This is a genomic window from Streptomyces sp. NBC_01296 (assembly GCF_035984415.1).
Lineage (GTDB): Bacteria > Actinomycetota > Actinomycetes > Streptomycetales > Streptomycetaceae > Streptomyces.
The window spans coordinates 4,184,706-4,205,643 of record NZ_CP130720.1 but is presented as its reverse complement, the minus strand read 5'-3'; the positions used below and the strand labels follow the sequence as shown (position 1 = coordinate 4,205,643).

Sequence of the window (20,938 nt, the reverse complement as noted above, 5' to 3'; positions counted from 1 at the left end):
TGTCCGAAGTTCACTTAAGGAGACGGACCCTTATGTCAGGCAGCGGCGCTGTCACCCGCAACACACTTCGCCAGCAGATCGCGGACGCGCTGCGTGACGAGGTGCTCGCGGGACGCCTGCCACCGGGCACCGAGTTCACGGTCAAGCAGATCGCCGAGCAGTACGAGGTCTCCGCGACCCCCGTGCGCGAGGCACTGGTCGACCTCGCGGCCCAGGGGCTGCTGGAATCGGTCCAGCACCGGGGCTTTCGGGTGCGCGTCTACACCGTGGACGACTACCGGGGGATGATCGAGGCCCGTACGCTCATCGTGGACGGGATCTTCCGGCGGCTCGTCGAGCGCGGCACCGCGCCCGGCTCCGGCGAAATGCTGGTGTCGGTGCGCCGTCGTGCCGAGGAGGCGTGCCGGGCCGCGCAGAGCGGCTCGCTCGAAGTGCTGATCGGCTACGACCTGCGCTTCTGGAGGGAGCTGAGCGGGCTGGTCGGCAACACGTACATCTCGGATTTCCTGCACCGGATCCGGGTGCAGTGCTGGGTCTTCGCCGTACCGCACCTGAAGGCGGCGCCGGATCTCCACACCGGACTGTGGTCCGGCCACAACGAACTGGTCGACGCGGTGACCCGCGCCGACGCCGACGAGGTACGCGGCCTCGTGTACGCGTACAACCAGCACGGGCTGGACTGGGCCGCGGGCCTGAAGGCGGTCGGCGCATGACAGGCCCCGCAGCGACCGGCGCGACCGCCGGCGCCGACGCGGCAGCCGGGACCGGCGCGAGCGGCACCGAAGCCGCCCCGGCCTGGCTGGGCGCCGTCGGGCTCTCCGTCGTCATCCCCGCCCACGACGACGAGCACCGGATCGGCGCGACCCTCGACGCCCTCCGCGAGCACCTCGACTCCCGCCTCGGCACCGGACCCGGCGACTGGGAGCTCCTCGTCGTCGACGACGGCTCCGCCGACGCCACGGCCGCCGTCGTCGAGGCCGCGGCTGCCGACGAGCCCCGGATCCGGCTGGTCCGCTCCGAGCACCGCCGCGGCAGGGGCGCCGCGCTGCGCGCCGGAGTACTGGCCTGTGCCGGGGAGCGGGTGCTGCTGACCGACGCCGGGCTGCGGACGCCGCCGGCCGAGCTGGACCGGCTGCAGCAGGCCCTCGGCCAGGAGGGCCAGGAGGGTCAGGAGAGCCGGGACGGCCGAGAGAACCGCAGCGGCGGCGAGCCCGCGGCCGTCGCCCTCGGCCGGACGGGAAACCGCCTGGTCCGCGCCCTGGGCATCCCCGGGATACCCGGTTTCCGCTCCGACACCTGCGGCTTCGCGCTCTTCGACGGGGACCGGGCGCGCGCCGCCTTCGGTGCCTCCGTCCTCGACGGCCCGGCCATCGACGCCGAGGTGCTGCGCTGGGTCCGCCGCCAGGGCTGGCCCGTGGCCGAGGTACCGGTGCGCCGCACGGCGCAGCCGGCGCCCAGGCCCCGCCGGGCCCCCGGCGACCGGCGCCGCGCGCTCGCGGAGCTGTTCCGGCTGAACGCCGGCGGCCTCGCCGTCGCCGCGGTCTTCCTCGTGCTCTCCGCCTACGTTTTCCACGGCCTGTGGGCGGACCTCGACGGCCGCTACCTGAAGGACGCGCTCCAGGACCAGAACCAGTGGGAGTGGTTCGTCGGCGTCGCCACCGACAACATCACCCACCTGCGCAATCCGCTGTTCACCACCGCCCAGGGCATGCCCGACGGCGTGAACCTGATGGCCAACGCGACCATGCTCGGCCTGACCGTCCCGCTGATCCCGGTCACGCTCCTGTTCGGGGAGACCGTCACCTTCGCGCTGGTCCTCACGCTCGGCATGGCCGCCAGCGCCTGGACCTGGTACTGGCTGATCCGCCGCCGCTTCGTGCACAGCCGCTGGGCCGCCGCCGCGGGCGGGGCGCTCGCCGCGTTCGCGCCGCCGATGGTCTCGCACGCCAACGGCCACCCGAACTTCGTCGTCCTCTTCATGATCCCGCTGATCATCGACCGGGCCCTGCGCCTGTGCGACGGGCGCAACCACGGGCGCAACGTGGTCCGGGACGGTGTCCTGCTCGGCCTGTTCGCGACGTACCAGATCTTCCTGGGCGAGGAGCCGCTGCTCATCGCCGCGCTCGGCATGCTGGTCTTCTCGCTGGCGTACCTGCTGGTCGACCGCCGACGCGCCCTCGAGGCCGCGCGGCCGCTGGGCCTCGGCCTGGTCATCGCCGCCGGCGTCTGCGTGCCGCTGCTGATCGTCCCGCTGTACTGGCAGTTCTTCGGCCCGCAGAGCTACCACTCGGTGCTCCACGGGGACAACGCCGGGAACAGCCCGCGCGCCCTGGTCGAGTACGCCGCCCGCTCCCTCTTCGGCGACGCCGAGACGGCGGGCCGGCTCTCGCTGAACACCACCGAGCAGAACGCCTTCTACGGGTGGCCCCTGCTGGCCTTCGGCGCGGCCGTGTGCGTGTGGATGTGGCGGCGCACGGTCGTCCGCGCGCTCGCGATCACCGGCGCCGTGGCGCTGCTGCTGTCCCTGGGGCCGTGGGTGCCCGTGCCGCGGACGGACGTCGTCCTGCCGGGGCCCTGGCGGCTGGTGGTGAAGCTGCCGCTGTTCGAGTCGGTGATCGAGGGGCGCGTGGCGATGGTGTGCGCCCCCGTGCTGGGCGTGCTGCTCGCGCTCGCGCTGGACCGGATCGTACGGGTCCGGACGCGTGAGCTGCGCACGCTCGGCCTGCTCGGGGTGGCGGCCGCGCTGATCCCCGTGCTGCCGCTGCCGCTGGCCGTACGGGAGCGGGCGCCGGTGCCGGCGTTCATCACCTCGGGCGCCTGGAAGGGCTACGTCAAGGACGGCGAAGCACTCGTCCCGGTACCGCTGCCCGACCCGGGCCAGGCGGACGCGCTGCACTGGCAGGTCGAGGCGGACTTCGGCTTCCGGCTGGCCGGCGGCTACTTCAACGGCCCGTGGGGCCCCGACCGGATCGGCATCTACGGGGCCACCCCGCGCCACCTCTCGAACGTCCTGCGGGACGTCCGGTACGGGGCGCAGCCGCCGGAGATCACCCCGCAGTGGCGGGAGCAGGCCCGGCAGGACCTGGAGTTCTGGAAGGCGGGCGCGATCGTCCTGCCGTTCCAGGACCGGGATGCCGAGCTGCGGGGCATGATCAGCGAGCTGCTGGGGCGGCAGCCGGAGAAGGTGCAGGACGTCTGGGTCTGGAGGATGGGTCCGGGGCGGGTGTAGCGGGCGGCTCCGGAGCGGGTTCTGCCTGGTGGCGGCCGTGTTCCGCCGCAGGTTCGCCAAGGGTTCCGCCACAGGTTCTGCGCAGCCCTTCGCGGAGGGTGTTCGGCACACTACGCTGGCCGAATCGGCGACAACGACTGATCGGAGCCCGCGTGGCCTGTGACCTGTGGCTGGTCCCCCTTGTCGACGTGCTGTGCCACAGCCCCGACAACCCCTTCGCGGAAGAGATCGCCTCGTACGACAAGGCGCTGGGCGAGGCGGGGCTGCCGTCCGTGCCCGTGTTCGCGTACATGCCGGGCCTGAGCGGGGACGTGGCCCCCGTCGCCGGCTTCGACTACGACGCCCTGCACTTCCTGCGGCGTGCGTACCTGCTGCAGATCTGCGGGCTGCCGGTGACGCCGGTGGACGAGCTGGGCGGGGACTACGAGCAGCTGCTGGAGATGTTCGAGCCGACGGCGCAGCAGTCGCACCTGGTGTGGCACTACGACCATGCCGGGGCGTACGTGCCGGTGGACTTTGCGTTTCCGCTGGCCAACGAGGAGCTGTTGGCCGGGGGCGGGCCGTTGGGGTCGGCGCAGGGTTTGCTGCGCGAGCTGATGATGGTGGCGCCGGCGATCGGGATCGACCCGGGGAATCCGCCGATGGCGCCGGCGGCGCCGGGGCGGGCCACGTCGCTGGAGGAGCCGGCGGGGCCGATTCCCTATGACGAGAGCCCGTTCGCGCGCGAGCGGCACGTCTGGCTGGGGCTGCATGCCGCTGCGACGCGGAGCCTGGGCCAAGGGTCGATGATCATCTTCAGCTGAGCCGGCCGCGGGGGCGGGGGTGCGGTTTCCGCTGCGCGGAGCCGCTCCCCGCCCTTTCTCCGTATCCCCGGGCACGGCCCCGGACCCCGAGCCCGCCCGCGGCGCCGTTGCGGGGGCGCTGCCCCGAGCCCCCGCGCCTCACACTCCCCCGGACTCCGTCCGGGGGCCCCAGGGGGCCGGGTTTTTCAGCGGGGTTGTTCCGGGGGGCGTTGGCGGGGCATGTTGGGGCGGGTGCCCGGCGGGAGCGGGAAGCGGGCCGGCGGCAGGCCCGCCTCGGCCCGGGACGACGGGGCGCCGAGCGACTGCATCACCAGCGGCGCCGGGCCCGAGGAGAACTCCACCATCCACTCCGCGGTCTCGGACCGCACCAGCTCCGTCACGTCCTCCGAGAAGCGCCGCAGGACGGTCAGGCACCGCTCCGCCGCCTCGCTCGCCGTGCCCTCCGTCGGGCCCAGGACCTCCCGTACGTTCTCCGAGGCCCAGTCGAACTGCAACGTCTGGAGGCGGCGCTGGACCGCCTGCGCCGTCGCCACGTCCCGCATCCAGCCCGACGTCAGGCCGAAGAACCGGTCGCAGGCCAGGCAGGCCGCGGCCAGCAGCAGCGACAGGTAGCCGTACGGCATCGCGCCCGTGGCGCCCGTGAGCTCCAGCAGCGGCATCGAGGCACCCGCGACGGCCCCCACCGCCGCGCCGACCCGCAGGACCCGCGCGCCCCGGCGCTTCCACGCCCGGTCGGAGAGGTACCACTCCGCCGTGCGCAGTGCATCGGACTCGACCCGCCGGTAGAGCTCGTCCAGCCGCTCGGCCGGCTCGCCCCAGTCCCCGAGAGGGAACGGCCCGCCGGTCAGATCGCCCGCCGCCATCGGTCCGCCGCCCTCCTCCCGGGAGTCCCGGGGTTCCCGGGGATCCCGGGGTGGCCCCTCGGGCTGCATCTCCGGCTGGCTCACCCGGCACTCCCTCTGCCTGCGCTGACGTGTGGTGGTGCGCGTGTGCGCAATGATGCGCATGCTCTTCCTACCTTCGAATGGCGGCCGATGGGCGACGAATCCCCGGTTTTCCGCCCGCAAGGAGGTCTCCATCAGGTCCGCGCACGCCCCGTCTCTCACTCGAAAGAGTTGGTCCTCACGGCGTAGGGCGCGCCGCGCGGTGAGCACGTAGGCTCGGATTGACCAAGCGTCCCGACGGTACGGAGTGAGTGACCTGTGATTCCCGGTGGTGGCCAGCCCAACATGCAGCAGCTGCTCCAGCAGGCCCAGAAGATGCAGCAGGACCTCGCCGCGGCGCAGGAAGCACTTGCGCAGGCCGAGGTCGAGGGCCAGGCCGGCGGCGGTCTCGTGAAGGCGACCGTCACCGGTTCCGGTGAACTGCGTGCCCTGGTGATCGACCCGAAGGCCGTGGACCCGGCGGACACCGAAACCCTCGCCGACCTGGTCGTCGCGGCGGTCCAGGCGGCCAACGAGAACGCCCAGGCGCTGCAGCAGGAGAAGCTGGGCCCGCTGGCCCAGGGCCTGGGCGGCGGCAGCGGCATCCCCGGTCTCCCGTTCTAATTCCTCCACCCCTACCGAAAGAAGGCAGTCCGTGTACGAAGGCGTGGTCCAGGACCTGATCGACGAACTGGGCAGGCTGCCCGGCGTCGGGCCCAAGAGCGCGCAGCGGATCGCCTTCCACATCCTGCAGGCGGAGCCCACCGACGTCCGGCGCCTCGCGCACGCGCTGCTCGAGGTCAAGGACAAGGTCCGGTTCTGCGCCGTGTGCGGGAACGTGGCGCAGGAGGAGCGGTGCAACATCTGCCGCGACCCGCGCCGCGACACCACGGTCATCTGCGTGGTCGAGGAGCCGAAGGACGTCGTCGCGATCGAGCGGACCCGCGAGTTCCGGGGCAGGTACCACGTCCTCGGCGGCGCGATCAGCCCGATCGAGGGCGTCGGCCCGGACGACCTGCGCATCCGCGAGCTGCTGGCGCGCCTCGCGGACGGCGAGGTGACCGAGCTGATCCTCGCCACCGACCCGAACCTGGAGGGCGAGGCGACCGCCACGTACCTCGCCCGCATGATCAAGCCCATGGGCCTGAAGGTCACCCGCCTGGCCAGCGGGCTCCCCGTCGGGGGAGATCTGGAGTACGCGGACGAGGTCACGCTCGGGCGGGCCTTTGAAGGAAGGCGACTTCTCGATGTCTGACGCAACGCTGCACGCCCTGGGCCAGGATCCGGACGACTTCGCCGTCCAGATCGCGGACCAGATCGAGTCCTTCATCGTCGCGGTCACCGAGGTGGCCAAGGGCGAGGACCCGGACAGCGCGGTGCCCTTCCTCCTCCTGGAGGTGTCCCAGCTGCTGCTGGCGGGCGGCCGGCTGGGCGCGTACCAGGACGTCCTGCCCGAAGAGCGCTACGAGCCCGACCTCGGCCCGGAGCCGGACGTGGAGGAGCTGCGCGAGCGGTTCGCGTACATGCTGGACCCGGTCGACGTGTACTCCGAGGTCTTCGACCCCTACGAGCCGCGCAAGGCGCCCGTCGCGCACCGGATCTCCGACGACCTGGCCGACGTGGTGGCGGACCTGCGGCACGGCCTGGGGCACTACCGGGCGGGCCGGACGACCGAGGCGCTGTGGTGGTGGCAGTTCTCGTACTTCTCGAACTGGGGCCAGACGGCCTCGGCCACGCTGCGCGCCCTGCAGTCGCTGGTCGCGCACGTGCGGCTGGACCAGCCGCTGGAGGCCCTGGACGGCCTGGACACCGACGAGGACCTGGCCGAGGACGACCTCGCCGAGCAGGCCGGACGGGTGATGGCCGAGGAAATCGGTGCCCGGCTGGGTGTGCACGGGAAGTAGGGCCACGGGAAGCAGGGACCCCGTCAAACGGGGAACTCGAACTCTGATCTGTTCGTCTCATGATGTGGTACGAAGCGGTCGGATCGCGACCGCTCGTTACACTGCACCAGCAATGAGACGGACTGAGCGAGGAGCGCACGTGGGCCTTGTCGTGCAGAAGTACGGAGGCTCCTCCGTAGCCGATGCCGAAGGCATCAAGCGCGTCGCCAAGAGGATCGTGGACGCCAAGAAGAACGGCCACCAGGTGGTCGTCGTGGTTTCCGCGATGGGCGACACGACGGACGAGCTGATCGATCTCGCCGAGCAGGTATCCCCGATGCCTGCCGGGCGCGAATTCGACATGCTGCTGACCGCCGGAGAGCGTATCTCCATGGCCCTGCTGGCCATGGCGATCAAAAACCTGGGCCACGAGGCCCAGTCGTTCACCGGTAGCCAGGCAGGCGTCATCACCGACTCGGTCCACAACAAAGCGCGCATCATCGATGTCACGCCGGGCCGGATCCGCACTGCGCTGGACGAGGGCAACATCGCCATCGTCGCCGGCTTCCAGGGCGTGTCGGCGGACAGCAAGGACATCACCACCCTCGGCCGGGGCGGCTCGGACACGACCGCCGTCGCGCTCGCCGCGGCGCTGGACGCCGAGGTCTGCGAGATCTACACCGACGTCGACGGCGTCTTCACCGCGGACCCCCGCGTCGTGAAGAAGGCCCGGAAGATCGACTGGATCTCCTCCGAGGACATGCTGGAGCTCGCCGCCTCCGGTTCCAAGGTGCTGCTGCACCGCTGCGTCGAGTACGCACGCCGATACAACATCCCGATCCACGTCCGCTCGTCCTTCTCGGGACTGCCGGGCACCTGGGTCAGCAACGAGAATCCGCAAGGGGACGAGCCGGTGGAGCACGCCATCATCTCCGGAGTCGCTCACGACGTCTCCGAAGCCAAGATCACGGTCGTCGGCGTCCCGGACAAGCCGGGCGAGGCCGCGGCGATCTTCCGCGCCATCGCGGACGCCGAGATCAACATCGACATGATCGTGCAGAACGTGTCCGCCGCGTCCACGGGCCTGACGGACATCTCCTTCACCCTCCCCAAGGCCGAGGGCCACAAGGCCATCGAGGCCCTGGAGAAGGCAAAGGGCAAGATCGGCTTCGACTCGCTGCGCTACGACGACCAGATCGGCAAGATCTCACTGGTCGGCGCGGGCATGAAGACGAACCCGGGCGTCACCGCCTCGTTCTTCCAGGCGCTGTCCGACGCGGGCGTGAACATCGAGCTGATCTCGACCTCCGAGATCCGCATCTCGGTCGTGACCCGCCAGGACGACGTCAACGAGGCCGTCCGCGCCGTGCACACGGCCTTCGGCCTCGACTCCGACAGCGACGAGGCCGTCGTCTACGGAGGCACCGGACGATGACCGCCACCCGGTCGACCCCGGCTCCGGCGCTGGCCGTGGTCGGGGCGACCGGAGCAGTCGGCACCGTGGTGCTCCAGATCCTGTCCCAGCGGGCGGACGTCTGGGGCGACATACGCCTGATCGCCTCCCCGCGCTCGGCCGGCCGCATGCTGGCCGTGCGCGGCGAGGAGAGCGAGGTGCTCGCCCTCACCGAGGACGCCTTCGAGGGCTTCGGCCAGGGCGACGTGGTGCTGTTCCTGACCCCGGCCGAGGTATCGGCCCGCTGGGCCCCCGTCGTCGTCACGCGCGGAGCCGTCGCCGTCGACCAGTCCGCGGCCTTCCGTGAGGACCCCGAGGTGCCGCTGGTGGTGCCCGAGGTCAACGCGCAGGCCGTACGGATGCGGCCGCGCGGGATCGTCGCGAGCCCGGACTGCGTCACCGCCTCGATGATCGCGGCCCTGGGCGCGCTGCACGCCGAGTACGCGCTGGCCGACCTGACCGTGTCCTCGTACCAGGCCGCGAGCGCGGCCGGGCGGGCCGGCTCCGAGGCGCTGCGCCGCCAGCTGTCGCTGGTCGCCGGGACCTCCCTGGGGGAGCAGACCGGGGACGTGCGGCGCGCCGTGGGCGAGGACGCGGGCCCCTTCGCGGCCCCGCTCGCCCTGAACGTGGTCCCGTGGTCCGGTGAGCTCCGCGAGGGCGGCTGGTCCTCGCACGAGCTGGCCGTACGGGCGCAGACCCGCCGGGTCCTGCACCTGGACGCGCTGCCGGTGGCGGTGACCTGCGTACAGGTGCCGGTGCTGACCGGGCATTCGCTGAGCGTACGGGCGCGGTTCGAGGCCGAGGTCGAGGCCTCGCACGCCCGGGAGATCCTGGAGGCCGCGCCCGGCGTGGTCGTCGTGGACGACCCGGCGGCGGGGGAGTTCCCGACTCCGGTGGACGCGGCCGGGACGGATCCGGCATGGGTGGGGCGGCTGCGGGCCTCGCTCGACGATCCGCACTCCCTGGAGTTCTTCGTGTGCGCCGACAATCTCCGCAACGGGGCCGCCCTGAATGCCACTCAGATCGCGGAACTGATCGCTGGTGAATTCGCGTAATTCACTTTGTAGGATCAGTGCTGATCCCTTGATCAAGGTGATGGCCTGACTGCCGCCTGGGGACGGGCGGGGCAATCAGGAAGAGCGGGTACGCATGAGGGCAATGGGGATTTTGCTGGTGAGGCTGCCTCGCGCGTACAACCCTGGTGGGGGGACGCGTGTCCAACTGGCGTGGCAGAGGCACTTCTCGACTTCGCCGTCGTACCGGCGCGCAGCGCAACCAGTGCGCCGCGCCGGCCTCCCCGCACGCCCGCGTCCGGCGGCTACCCGGTGATCGTTCCCGTCCCGCCGGCCGTGCCGTCCGCAGTGCCGCCGATCGCCGCGCCCTCCGCCGTACCGATCCGGGGCGGCCGCGTGCCCGCGCCGCGCGATAGCGCGGAGGCCTCGGGGCGCGGGGAGGAGGCGTCCGCCGCTGCCGAGCCGGTCGTTGCCGAGCCGGTCGCCGCAGAGCCTGCCGTCGTCGCCGGCACCACGGTCGACCACCTCACCGCGACCTACCAGGCCCACTACCGCTCGCTGCTCGGCCTGGCCGCGCTGCTCCTCGACGACACCGCCTCCTGCGAGGACGTCGTCCAGGAGGCGTTCATCCGCGTCCACTCGGCCCGCAACCGGGTTCGCGATCGGGACAAGACACTGGCGTATCTGCGCCAGACCGTCGTCAACCTCTCGCGCTCCGCGCTGCGCCGCCGCATCCTCGGCCTCAAGCTGCTCTCGAAGCCGATGCCGGACATGGCCAGTGCCGAAGAGGGCGCGTACGACCAGCTGGAACGGGACGATCTCATCAAGGCGATGCGCGGACTCCAGCGGCGTCAGCGCGAGGTGCTGGTGCTGCGGTACTTCGCGGACATGACGGAGGCCCAGGTCGCCGAGACGCTCGGCGTCTCGCTCGGCTCGGTCAAGGCGTACGGATCGCGGGGCATTGCCGCGCTGCGGGTGGCGATGGAGGCTGCGCAGTCATGATGGACGACCACACTCCGCCGGGCGGCGCGGGCGAGGAGCAGGCACTGCGGAACCTGCTGCGCGGAGCCGTCGAGGGCCTGGGGCCCTCCGAGGGCGCGCTCGAGCGGCTGCAGTACGCCGTCCCCGTACGCAGGACCCGCAAGCGCCAGGCCCTCGTCGGGGCGGCGGCGGCCGTGCTGCTGGCCGGAACGGCGGTCCCGGCGGCCCTGCACCTGCACATCACCGGCGGCGAGGGCGGCGCGGCCGAGCACTCCGCCATGGCCGGGCACGGCGAGGAGCCCGCCACGGCGGGCGGCGGCACCTCCGACCCGCACCAGAACGGTTCGGGCTCCCCGTCCAAGTCCGCCGAGGCCGCCGGCCGGGGCGTGGAGACGGGCGGCGCCGGAGTGCACCCGCAACCGGAGCACGGCGGATCCCCGACCGGCGGCGCTGCGGCCGGCCCGGCCACCGAGGGAGCCTCTGCGGGCGCCTCGGCCGGCACCGGCCCGATGCCCCCGGCGGCGGCGTCCGGACTGCCCGGGTGCAGCGCGGAGCAGCTGGGCGTGCAGGGCACGGCCAAGGCCCCGCAGGCCGACGGCAAGGTGTACGGCAGTTTCAAGGTCACCAACGTCTCGGGGCGCGGCTGCACGGTCATCGGCCCGGACACCGTGACCGCGGCCTCGGTGACGGCCTCGGCGCCCGGCCAGGGCTCGGGGGTCACCGTGGTCGGCCATACGGCGGGGGATCCGGCGGCCGGGCTGCCCGACCCGTCGGCGGAGACGCCGCTGCTGCTGCTCCAGCCGCACACGGCGTACGAGGTCCGCTTCGCGTGGGTGCCCTCGGCGCAGTCCTGCCCGGCGGCATCGCCCGACCCGGGGCCCAAGCCCCCGGTGGACGGCGCCCAGGACACCGGGCAGCGCGCGGGCGCCGCTGCGGCGGGCCCGGAGCCGGACACCCGCGGTCCCGCCCCGGACAACACCGGGGTGGAGGTGACCCACACGCCGAACACGGCGCTGCCGGGGGCGCCGACCACGCAGACGACGATCCCCGCGGCGTGCGGGGGGACGGTCTACCGGACGGGCGTCATTCCGCTGGACGCGCCGAAGCCGTAGCCGAAGCCGTGGCCGCCGCTGCGGGCGCCTCCTGTACGGCAGGCCCGGGCAGCAGCCCCGCCTCGGCGTCGCGCAGGGTCTCCACCTCGCGGCGGTAGAGCCGGAACCACATGAACAGCACGAAGGCGGCGAAGACGAACCACTCGCCGGTGTAGCCGAGGTTCTGGAAGGCCTTCAGGTCGAGCCCGGTGTTGCTCGGCGCCTGCGCGGGCACCGGGATCAGCCCGTCCGCCGGGGTCTGCACCGTCAGCCAGGCGTCGTACAGCCCGTACGGCACCAGGTTGACCAGCGAGGCCGCCCCGATCACCCCGAGCTGCCCGGCCGGGAGCCCGCCCGAGGCGTACACGCCCTTGCTGCCGGCGCTCTCCGAGGCCTGGAGCGCGCCGGTCACCTCGACCCGCCCGGTCGGTGCGGCCGGAGCCCGGGCCGCGTCCGCCGCGCCCGGCAGCCAGCCCCGGACCACCGGGACGGCCTTGCCGGTGTCGGTGCGCAGCAGGGTCAGCACGTAGAAGCCGGACTTCCCGTCGAGCCGCCGCTCGGGGACGAGCAGCTGGTCGGCGTACTCGCCGGAGACGGAGGCGAGGCGTCCGGAGGTGTTCTTGTCCACCGGGAGCAGCGAGTCCAGCGGTGCGGCCACCTGGTCGGCGGGGCGTGCGCCGGCCGCCTCCTTGTGGCTGTCGACGCGGTCCTCGAAACGGCCGAGCTGCCAGGTCCCCATGAACAGGCAGACGGGAACGGCGAGCGCGACGAAGACGTTGATCCCCCACCAGCGCGGGGTCAGGAGAAACCGGTGCACCCCACCACCGTACGGGGGGTGCACCGGATCACCGGGGCCGGGGCCGCCGCCGGGCCACGGCCTGGGCCGCGTCGCGTCCTACTGCGGCAGGTGCTTCTGCACGAACTCGAGCTCCATCCGGACCTGCTTGATCCGCTCCTCCACGACGAGCGAGCCGTGCCCGGCGTCGTACCGGTACACCTCGTGCACCGCCCCGCGCGCCGCCAGCCGGTCGACGTAGTTCTCGATCTGCTTGATCGGGCAGCGCGGGTCGTTGACGCCCGCCGCGATGTGGACCGGGGCCTTCACGGCGTCGACGTAGGTGAGCGGGGAGGACGCCTCGAACCGCTCAGGGACCTCCTCCGGCGTGCCGCCGAAGAGGGTGCGGTCCAGGGACTTCAGCGCCTCCATCTCGTCGTGGTACGCCGTGACGTAGTCGGCGACCGGTACGGCGGCCAGGCCCACGGCCCAGGCCTCGGGCTGCCTGCCCAGGCCCAGCAGGGCCAGGTAGCCGCCCCAGGAGCCGCCGGAGAGCACGAGGCGCGCGGGGTCGGCGAGGCCGGAGGCCACCGCCCACGCGCGGACGGCCTCGATGTCCTCGAGCTCGATCAGGCCGACGCGGTGCTTGAGGGCGTCCGTCCATTCGCGGCCGTAGCCCGTCGAGCCCCGGTAGTTGACCCGGACGACCGCGAAGCCGTGGTCCAGCCAGGCCGCCGGGGTCGCCGCGAAGGAGTCGCTGTCGTGGTGGGTGGGCCCGCCGTGCACCTCGAAGACGGTCGGGAACGGGCCGTCGCCGTGGCCCTCGGGCCGCTGCGCCAGCGCGTGGATCCGCCCGCCGGGGCCGTCCACCCACACGTCCTCCACCGGCACCGAGCCGGGCGGCCGAAACCCCGGGGGATCCAGGACGATCCCGCCCGCGGTGGACCGTACGGAAGAGGGCTCGGCCGCCGAGGACCACTGGTACTCGACCGTGCCGTCGGGCCGGGCCGTCGCGCCCGAGACCGTGCCGGGCGGCGTGTCCACCTTGGCGAGCTCCTGCGCGGCCAGGTCGTAGCGCCAGAGCTCGCTGCGCGCCTCGAAGCTGTGCGCGATCAGCAGGGCGGAGCCGTCCGGGTACCACTCGGCGCTCACATCGCCCGGCAGCTCGATCGCCAGGTCCTGCTCGGCGCCGGTGCCCACGTCCCACACCATCGGCTCCCAGCGGCCGCGCCGCTGGTGGCCGACCAGCAGCCGGGTGTCGCCGGCGACCGGCGCGAAGCCGAGCACCTCGAGGCCCAGCTCCACCGTGCCGCCGCGGGAGTCGTCGAGCTCGGCGACGGTGGCCCCGTCGAGGGTGACCACGCGCAGGGCCGAGTGCATGGCGTCCCCGTGCTCGGTGTGCTCGATCGCGATCAGGGTGCCGTCGTGGGAGAGGTCGCCGACGCCGGCCGACTCCCGGTGCCGGTAGATCACCACCGGCTCGGCGACGTCCGGCCGCACCACGTGGATGGTCGAGCCGTCCTCGTCGGTGGAGCGGCCGACGACCGCGGTCCCGTCGCGGCCGATGGCGAGCCCGCCGGGGTACGAGGGCTCCAGCCCGGGGGTGGCAGGCTCGTCGGGGCCGCCCGCGAAGGGCTGGCGCACCCAGGTGCCGAATTCGTCGCCGTCGGTGTCGGAGAACCACCAGATCCACTCGCCGTCGGGGGAGAGGGTTCCGTCGGTGGTCCCGTTGGGGCGGTCGGTCGCCTGCCGCTGCGTGCCGGTGGCGCGGTCCCAGGCGTAGAGCTCGTAGGTTCCGGTCGCGTTCGAGACGAAGAGCGAGCGGTCAGGGGCGTCCTCGGCCCAGTCGGGCAGCCCGACGCGCGGCGCCCGGAAGCGCTTCTCCCAGTCCGGCATGGCCGTGTTGTCAGTCATACCCCCCATGTAACCCGATTGGCGCTGCCGGATGGTCGTGAAGGGCGGGAGGGGGCAGCGTGGGCGGGGTCCCACCCAGCCGTTTTCCAGTGAGGAGCGATCATGGCGAAGAAGCGCAAGGAGTCGACTCAGGAGAACCTTCGGTCGTCGGAGTCCGGGACCCCGCAGAAGCCGGCGCAGCTGATCGAGGACGTCCGACAGGCCCAGACGGAGGCCATGAAGGAAGACCGGATGCGCGAGCAGCGCCGTAAGGGCGGGCGCGGCTGACCCCGGCCCTTGTCCCGGATGCCGCCTCCTCCGAACGGAGGGACAGTGGAGGGCGTAGGCCCTCCGGCGTGTCCCGAGGAGGAGTGACCATGGCCAGGAAGGCTCGTACCGGCACGGCGCAGGCCGCGGAGCGCGCGCACGAACGGGCGAAGAACACGGCGGCCGAGGCGCGCGCCAAGGCCGCGGTCAGAGACGTGCAGTCCGTCTCGGCGAAGACGCGGGGCATGCAGCAGAAGGCCCAGGCCAAACGTGGCTGAGCCGCTGCCGTTGCCGGTTCACCGGTCGTGGCCTGTGGTTTCCCCGGGAAACCACAGGCCGCGGTCGTAGGGTGGCCGCATGCGGATGATCGTCCGGGGCGCCCGGCTGCTGACCGCCCCGAATTCCGGGGACACCGGCCTGTACGACGTCGAGGTCGCCGAGGACGGCCGGATCGCGCGGGTGGTCCCGTACGACGACCAGAAGGAGCCGCCGGGCACCGGCGTGCTGATCGAGGCGCACGGCGGGCTGCTGTCGCCGCCCTTCGTCGAGCCGCACATCCACCTGGACACGGCCCTGACCGCCGGCGAGCCGCGCCCGAACGCCTCCGGGACGCTGTGGGAGGGCATCGCCTGCTGGAGCGAGCGCAAGGCGACGTTGACCCGCGAGGACGTCATCGCCCGGGCCACGCAGGTGCTGCGCTGGCAGGCGGCCCAGGGCGTGCTGCACGTACGGACGCACTGTGACGTCACCGACCCGGCACTCACCGCGCTGGACGCGCTGCTGGAGGTCCGCGACCGGGTCCGGGAGTTCCTGACCCTGCAGATCGTCGCCTTCCCGCAGGAGGGCATCGTCTCGTTCCCGGACGGCGAGGCGCTGCTGCGCGAGGCGGTCGCCCGCGGCGCGGACGTCGTCGGGGCGATCCCGCACTTCGAGGACACCCGCGAGGACGGGGTGGCGTCGCTGGGCATCGCCTTCGCGGTGGCCGAGGAGCACGGCCTGCGCGTGGACGCCCACTGCGACGAGATCGACGACGAGCAGTCCCGGTTCGTGGAGGTGCTGGCCGCGCTCGCGCTGCGCACGGGGCTGCGGGAGCGGGCGACGGCCTCGCACACGACGGCGATGGGCTCCTACGGCGGCGCGTACAGCTTCAAACTCCAGCGGCTGCTGTCCCGTTCCGGGATCAACCTGGTCTCCAACCCCTTCGCGAACCTCAACCTCCAAGGGCGCTTCGACGGCTATCCCAGGCGGCGCGGCCTCACCCAGGTCAAGGAGATGCTGGCGGCCGGCGTCAACGTGGCCTTCGGCCACGACGACGTGATGGACCCGTGGAACGCGCTCGGCACCGCGAACCCGCTCCAGACCGCCCTCGTCGGGCTGTACGCGGCGCAGCTCACGGGAGCGGACGAGATCCCGGTGGCGTTCGAGATGGTGACGGAGCGCGCGGCGCGGGTGCTGGGGCTGACGGCCTCGGAGTACGGCATCGTGGAGGGTGCGCCCGCCTCCTTCGTGCTGCTGCCGGCCGAGACCCCCGCCGAGGCGATCCGCCGCCAGGTCCGGCCGCGGTACGTGGTCTCGCACGGGACGGTCCTCGCCGAGACGCGGCCGGCGCCGACCCGGCTGAACTGGCCGGGGGAGCCGCCGTCGGAGGTGGATTTCCGCCGGACGTAGGCTCACGCCCCATGACGACATGGACATGTGACACCGCATCGGGCCGGGCGGCTCTGGAGATCGCCGCCGAGTACGCGGATGCGAGCCTGCTGAACCACTCGGTCCGCTCCTACGCCTTCGGCGCGCAGTACGCGGCCCGGCACGGGCTCTCGTACGACGAGGAGCTCTTCTACGTCAGCGCGCTGGTCCACGATCTGGGGCTGACCGCGCCGTTCGACAGCCACACGCTGCCCTTCGAGGAGGCGGGCGGCCATGTCGCCCGCGTCCTGACGGCGGGCCTGGGCTGGCCGGCGGACCGGCGCGCCCGCGCGCAGGAGGTGATCGTCCTGCACATGCGGGACGACGTCACCGCGGCCGAGGACGTCGAGAGCCACCTCCTCCAGGTCGGCACCAGCGCCGACGTCTCGGGGCTGCGCGTCGCCGAGTTCGAGACGGCGTTCACCGCGGAGCTGCTGGAGGCGTACCCCCGACTGGGTTTCGGCGCGTCCTTCCTCGCCCTGGTCGAGGACCAGGCCGTCCGCAAGCCGGACTGTGCGGCCGCGGCCTATGTTGCGGGCGGCGCGGCGCAGCGGATCGGGGCGAACCCGCTCGACCAGCGGTAGCCTGCGCGCATGTCGTGGGACGAGGACGGAACACCGCACCCGCTCGCACTGCGCCGCACCGGCCGCAGCGAGCAGGAGCCGGACCGGCTGCCCGAGGTCCGGGAGCTGGAGGTGCTCGGCTGGGAGCCCGCGCCCGAGGACATGCTGTGGGTGTTCCTCCCGTACGTGTGGCCCCCGGCGGCCCGGACCTGGATCCCGGACCGCTCCACCCACTGGGCGGTGGAGACCCGGCTGGACGGCCACGGGCACATCACCGACGTGCAGGCCGCCCCGCTCGCCGAGCCCGATCTGCACGACCTCGACTGGGAGGCGGAGGAGGTCCTCACGGAGCTGGGCCTCCCGCACCGGCCGCCGGGCCGGCTGTGGCTGCTGCGCCCGCTCGGCTCCCTCCCCACCGTCGGGGCGGTCCTCGACCGCCTCCGGGCGGTGGCGGAGGAACGCGGGGTGGAGGTCCGGGCCTCGGCGGCCTTTCTCGCGCTGACGCGGGGCGAACTCGCCGCCCTGGCCGCCGAGTCCGGCAGCGAGACGTAGGCCAGGACCGGGTATCCCGCCGATTTCACCCGCGGAATCCTCGCCACCGGTGGCGAGAACCTGCACTCGTCGGTGCGCGCCCCGCGCCCGTGCGGGGCTCACCGCGGCGCGGCCGCTGTGGCCGGGGCTGCGGCCGGGGCCTGCCGGGATCGCCGTCCGCCCGTGGATTGCGGCCGGTCGTCGGGCCCGTAACCCATTCCTGATGCTCTCCTTACAGACCTCATGGCTCCTGCAATGTAAAGCCCAATTCTCGCCACGAGTTGCTTCTGGACGCATCTGAAGAGGCGTCAATATGCTGGCCTGCAAGGAAGTTCAAGAGTTGTGTAATGTGACTGACGTCGCATCATTCGGACTGCCGCGGCGTTAACGATCATTGCTAGAGTCCAAAAATGGCCAGCCGATTTTTCGGGTGTGCCGGAATTGGCCTCGGGATCGGAGATCACCTTTCCGAGGCGCGCCGCCCGTTCGGACTCCGTGGCGGCGACCCAAGTGGAACCAGAGCGCGCCGCCGGCCGATGATCTCGGTCGCGGCGGGCCGAGACGGGGAAGGGCCGTGCCTCATGACGTATGACACCTCCGGGGTAATCGCTGCGTTAGGGAGCCGCAACCTGCTCCCGGACGAGTACGAGACGGTGTTCGCGAGCGGCTCCCTGATCAGAGGCTGGGGCAACCCCACCAGCGACCTCGACGTCCACGTGGTCACCAAGGACGTCTGGATCAGCACGATCGACGAGACCAACCACGTCGCGCTCGAACCGAACACGCTCCAGTACGAGGGCACGTTCGTCGACGGCCGCCGCTGGGACATCGAGTACTGGACCTCGTCCCAGCTCGAGCAGGTCCTCTCGAAGGTCGCCCAGGAGCAGTTCGCCGACGACCAGGGCACCTGGCGCACCCTCAGCTACCACGAGATCGCCATGCTGGAGCGGCTCCCGTACGCCGCCGCAGCCGACGACGGCGCCTGGCTGACGGCCACCCGCGAGCGGCTCGCGGCCTCGGCCCACCGGTCGGTGCTGATCGTGAACTCGCTCAAGCAGGCCGACAGTTACACCGAGGACGCGGCCGGCCAGATCGCCCGGGGCGACCTGCACAGCGCGGTCATCGCGACCAAGAACGCCTTCAACCACGCCGTCGACGCGCTCCAGGCGAGCCTGGGCCAGTTCGGCAGCCTGTGGCCGAAGTGGCGGGCCCGGCGGATGGAGATCCTGAACCCCGCGCTGCTGCCGTTCGACGCGTACTGGGCCATCGAGACGATGCGCTCCTTCGACCCCGACAACCCGCAGAAGTGGGTCGAGGAGACCATCGCCGTCTGCCAGCGGATCTCCATGGAGGTGTCGGTCTGATGCCGCTCGACGAAACGCCCGCCGACAAGGACCTGCAGGTGGGGCCCGGGTCGGTGGCCTCGCTGCCGCTGAACGTGAAGATCCGCAACCACCGGGGCACGACGGTGGTCGGCGGGTACGAGCACTTCTTCGAGCTGACCGCGTCCGCCGCCCACATCTGGCGGCAGATCGACGGAAAGCGCACCGTGAGCGATATCGCCGCGCTGATCGCCGAGGAATACGAGATCGATCAGGAATCCGTGGTGCAGGACATTGTCGAGCTCTTCACGGAACTCGCGCAGCACGATGTCGTGAACATTGCGCAAGGCGATTCTCGGAGCTGAATTCCACAAGGGGCCACCGCCTCCTGCACATTTGCCCGTGGGTTTGAAATTTCGGGGGCATCACATGCTGGACGATCTCCAGTTCGATGTATTCGGTCCGCTGACCGTTCGGCGGAACGGTGAGTTATTAGAGATTCCGCAGGCGAAACACCGGGTCGTGCTGGCGGCCCTGCTGCTCCGCGCCAACCGCACCCTCACCGCGGAGGAGCTCATCCAGCAGCTGTGGGGCGGCGAACCCCCGCTGACCGCACGCAAGACGCTCCAGGGGTACATCGCCCGCCTGCGCAAGGTGCTGGGCGCCGACGTGGTCGTCAGCCGGGCCTCCGGCTATGCGATCGCGATCGAGGGGGAGCGGCTCGACCTCGACCGGTTCAATCTCCTCCTGCACGAGGCGGAACTCTGCACCGAACCGGCGGAACGCGCCCGGCTGTTCCGGTCGGCGTTGGAGCAGACCAAGGGGACCCCGCTCGTCGACATCCCCTCGGAATACCTCCACCAGGGCGACGGTGCAGCCTTGCTTGAACGCTGGCTGAATGCCACGGAAAGCTGGGCCGACGCCGAAATGGCGGTGGGGCGCTGCGCCGAGGTCTTGCCCCGGCTCAGGGCCCTCGTATCCGAACACCCCTTCAGGGAAAGCGCGTGGGGCCGCCTGATGACGGCCCTGTACAAGGCGGGCCGCCAGGGCGAGGCCCTCACCACGTACCAGGAGGCCCGGCGCCTGTTGTCGGAGGAACTCGGCGTGGAACCCGGCGAGGAACTCCGCGCCGCCCACCGGCAGATCCTCACCGGGCCCGCCCGGTCGTCCGACGGGGATCGGGCGCCGCGCGCCTTCGCCGCGCCCGGCAGCGGCGGCGGCAGCGGCGAAGGCAGCTCCGGCAGGGGCACGGGCCCGCGCCCGGTCGTCGGCGCCGCCGGGCGTGCGGCCGCCCCGTACACCCTCCCGCCGCGCCTCGCGGAGTTCGCCCGGCCCGGCATCGAGGCCGAGCTGATCCAGCGGCTGCGGGACGTCTCCCGGGACGGCGCGGAGCGCACCGTCCCGCAGACGCTCAACCTGTACGGGGCCGCCGGGGTCGGCAAGACCACCATGGCGGTCCGGGTCGCCCACGCCGTCAGCCCCGTCTTCCCCGACGGCCAGCTGTACGTCGAGCTCCAGCGCGGGGACGGCTTCCGCGAGCCGGCGGACGTGCTCGGCGAGCTGGTGCGCGCACTCGGGGTCGCCCCCGGCGCGGTGCCCGCGGAGTTCGCCGAACTGGTGGCGCTGTACCGGGGGCTGCTCTCCCACCGGCGGGTGCTGATCGTGCTGGACGGGGCGCGCGACGAGGCCCAGGTACGGCCGCTGCTTCCGGCCTCGCCGACCTGCGCGGCCGTGGTGACCAGCCTGGAGATGCTGTCCACCCTGGGCGGCACCCGGCACGTACGCCTGGGGCTGCTGTCCGCGGAGGAGTCCCGCGAGATCCTGGCCCGGATCATCGGCCGCGAGCGGGTGGCGGCCGAGGAGGGTGCCGCGCAGGACCTGGTGCGGTACTGCGGGCGGTTGCCGCTGGCCATCCGGATCGTCGGCGCGCGGCTGCTGGAGCGGCCGCACTGGCGCCTGGAGACGCTCGCCCGGCGGCTGGAGTCGGACCGCAGGAGGCTCGACGAGCTGGTGGTCGGCGACCTCGGCGTCCGCGAGAGCCTGGCGGTCGGCTACGCCGCCCTGGACGCCCCGGAGCGGCGGGCGTTCCGGCTGCTCAGCCTGCTGGAGATGGCCTCGTTCCCGGTACGGGTGGCCGCGGCCGCGCTGGGGCTGCCGGACGACCGTGCCGAGGAGGCCCTCGAGCGGCTCACCGCACAGCACCTGCTCGACGCCGACTTCGTCAAAGGCAGCGGGGTGCGCTTCTCGTACCACCCGCTGGTCCGGCTGTACGCGCGGGAGCTCACGTTCGACGTGGACTCGATGCAGAGCCGGCACGGCGCGGTGCAGAACGCGCTGGCCGCCTGGTACACGAGGCCGGCCGGAGCACTGGTCCCGCTGCGGGCCACCGCGCCCGCGACCGGACCGGCCGGGCGCGCCGGATCCCCCGGCGTTCCCGCCGCCGCCCTGCCACCGGAGCTCGGCTTCACCGCCTGAGCCCCACGACTGCACGACACGCCACGATCCCCACACCCCCCACGTCCCGT

At 72.5% G+C, this 20,938-nt stretch carries 21 protein-coding genes; 18 read left to right on the top strand and 3 right to left on the bottom strand.

The window, feature by feature from the left end; all coding sequences use genetic code 11:
• The first annotated feature begins 32 nt into the window (after window positions 1-32).
• The 3 genes from OG299_RS18880 (at window position 33) to OG299_RS18870 (ending at window position 4,032) form a co-directional block, all read left to right on the top strand.
• Window positions 33-713 carry a GntR family transcriptional regulator gene (locus OG299_RS18880; protein ID WP_266627106.1) on the top strand — a complete coding sequence of 227 codons (681 nt, stop codon included), beginning with the start codon at window positions 33-35 and terminating at the stop codon, window positions 711-713.
• The gene (locus tag OG299_RS18875; RefSeq protein WP_327362072.1) at window positions 710-3,229 is read left to right on the top strand and encodes a glycosyltransferase; all 2,520 of its coding nucleotides are present in this window, start codon (window positions 710-712) and stop codon (window positions 3,227-3,229) included. The genes OG299_RS18880 and OG299_RS18875 overlap by 4 nt, the downstream gene beginning before the upstream one ends.
• Window positions 3,230-3,381: 152 nt before the next feature.
• Complete coding sequence (locus OG299_RS18870; protein WP_266627102.1) at window positions 3,382-4,032, top strand: putative DNA-mimic protein; 651 nt, start codon at window positions 3,382-3,384, stop codon at window positions 4,030-4,032.
• Window positions 4,033-4,217: 185 nt separating this feature from the next.
• On the opposite strand, the gene OG299_RS18865 is transcribed toward OG299_RS18870, so the two are convergent.
• Window positions 4,218-4,979, bottom strand: coding sequence for an SLATT domain-containing protein (locus OG299_RS18865; protein WP_327362071.1), 762 nt, complete (start codon window positions 4,977-4,979; stop codon window positions 4,218-4,220).
• A gap of 255 nt (window positions 4,980-5,234) precedes the next feature.
• Between OG299_RS18865 and OG299_RS18860 the strand changes: the two genes are divergently transcribed.
• The 7 genes from OG299_RS18860 (at window position 5,235) to OG299_RS18830 (ending at window position 11,397) form a co-directional block, all read left to right on the top strand.
• On the top strand, window positions 5,235-5,579 hold the full coding sequence (locus OG299_RS18860) for a YbaB/EbfC family nucleoid-associated protein (protein WP_078621772.1): 345 nt from the start codon (window positions 5,235-5,237) through the stop codon (window positions 5,577-5,579).
• Window positions 5,580-5,610: 31 nt separating this feature from the next.
• Window positions 5,611-6,210: a recombination mediator RecR gene (gene recR, locus OG299_RS18855; RefSeq protein WP_030152816.1), complete on the top strand. Its 600-nt coding sequence runs from the start codon at window positions 5,611-5,613 to the stop codon at window positions 6,208-6,210.
• Window positions 6,203-6,859, top strand: a complete 657-nt coding sequence (locus OG299_RS18850) for a DUF5063 domain-containing protein (protein ID WP_327362070.1) — start codon at window positions 6,203-6,205, stop codon at window positions 6,857-6,859. Before recR ends, OG299_RS18850 begins: the two co-directional genes overlap by 8 nt.
• Before the next feature lie 139 nt (window positions 6,860-6,998).
• On the top strand, window positions 6,999-8,273 hold the full coding sequence (locus OG299_RS18845) for an aspartate kinase (RefSeq protein ID WP_266627094.1): 1,275 nt from the start codon (window positions 6,999-7,001) through the stop codon (window positions 8,271-8,273).
• Window positions 8,270-9,346, top strand: a complete 1,077-nt coding sequence (locus OG299_RS18840) for an aspartate-semialdehyde dehydrogenase (protein WP_327362069.1) — start codon at window positions 8,270-8,272, stop codon at window positions 9,344-9,346. The genes OG299_RS18845 and OG299_RS18840 overlap by 4 nt, the downstream gene beginning before the upstream one ends.
• Before the next feature lie 171 nt (window positions 9,347-9,517).
• Window positions 9,518-10,306 carry a SigE family RNA polymerase sigma factor gene (locus OG299_RS18835; RefSeq protein WP_327362068.1) on the top strand — a complete coding sequence of 263 codons (789 nt, stop codon included), beginning with the start codon at window positions 9,518-9,520 and terminating at the stop codon, window positions 10,304-10,306.
• On the top strand, window positions 10,303-11,397 hold the full coding sequence (locus OG299_RS18830) for a hypothetical protein (protein WP_327362067.1): 1,095 nt from the start codon (window positions 10,303-10,305) through the stop codon (window positions 11,395-11,397). The genes OG299_RS18835 and OG299_RS18830 overlap by 4 nt, the downstream gene beginning before the upstream one ends.
• On the opposite strand, the gene OG299_RS18825 is transcribed toward OG299_RS18830, so the two are convergent.
• Both OG299_RS18825 and OG299_RS18820 read right to left on the bottom strand, forming a co-directional pair.
• Entirely contained in the window at window positions 11,369-12,193 is an 825-nt protein-coding gene (locus tag OG299_RS18825) for an SURF1 family protein (RefSeq protein WP_266627086.1), read from the bottom strand. The two genes, OG299_RS18830 and OG299_RS18825, sit on opposite strands and share 29 nt — an antisense overlap.
• 78 nt (window positions 12,194-12,271) lie before the next feature.
• Complete coding sequence (locus OG299_RS18820; protein WP_327362066.1) at window positions 12,272-14,065, bottom strand: S9 family peptidase; 1,794 nt, start codon at window positions 14,063-14,065, stop codon at window positions 12,272-12,274.
• Between the two features lie 102 nt (window positions 14,066-14,167).
• Here OG299_RS18820 and OG299_RS18815 point away from each other — a divergent pair, with 102 nt between their 5' ends.
• The 8 genes from OG299_RS18815 to OG299_RS18780 all read left to right on the top strand — a co-directional run bounded on the left by OG299_RS18815 (window position 14,168) and on the right by OG299_RS18780 (window position 20,888).
• Entirely contained in the window at window positions 14,168-14,332 is a 165-nt protein-coding gene (locus OG299_RS18815) for a hypothetical protein (RefSeq protein ID WP_159047224.1), read from the top strand.
• An 89-nt stretch (window positions 14,333-14,421) separates the two neighbouring features.
• Entirely contained in the window at window positions 14,422-14,589 is a 168-nt protein-coding gene (locus OG299_RS18810; protein WP_266627081.1) for a hypothetical protein, read from the top strand.
• Window positions 14,590-14,668: 79 nt separating this feature from the next.
• A complete protein-coding gene (gene codA, locus OG299_RS18805) occupies window positions 14,669-15,979 on the top strand; it encodes a cytosine deaminase (protein WP_327362065.1) in 1,311 nt (436 codons plus the stop codon).
• Window positions 15,980-15,990: 11 nt separating this feature from the next.
• On the top strand, window positions 15,991-16,581 hold the full coding sequence (locus OG299_RS18800; protein ID WP_327362064.1) for an HD domain-containing protein: 591 nt from the start codon (window positions 15,991-15,993) through the stop codon (window positions 16,579-16,581).
• 9 nt (window positions 16,582-16,590) lie between these two features.
• Complete coding sequence (locus OG299_RS18795; protein WP_266627077.1) at window positions 16,591-17,112, top strand: DUF5956 family protein; 522 nt, start codon at window positions 16,591-16,593, stop codon at window positions 17,110-17,112.
• A 560-nt stretch (window positions 17,113-17,672) separates the two neighbouring features.
• On the top strand, window positions 17,673-18,455 hold the full coding sequence (locus OG299_RS18790) for a hypothetical protein (protein ID WP_266627075.1): 783 nt from the start codon (window positions 17,673-17,675) through the stop codon (window positions 18,453-18,455).
• Window positions 18,455-18,778 (top strand): PqqD family protein, encoded by a 324-nt coding sequence (locus tag OG299_RS18785; protein ID WP_327362063.1) that lies wholly within the window; start codon window positions 18,455-18,457, stop codon window positions 18,776-18,778. Before OG299_RS18790 ends, OG299_RS18785 begins: the two co-directional genes overlap by 1 nt.
• Window positions 18,779-18,842: 64 nt before the next feature.
• On the top strand, window positions 18,843-20,888 hold the full coding sequence (locus tag OG299_RS18780; protein WP_327362062.1) for an AfsR/SARP family transcriptional regulator: 2,046 nt from the start codon (window positions 18,843-18,845) through the stop codon (window positions 20,886-20,888).
• Window positions 20,889-20,938: the final 50 nt, after the last annotated feature.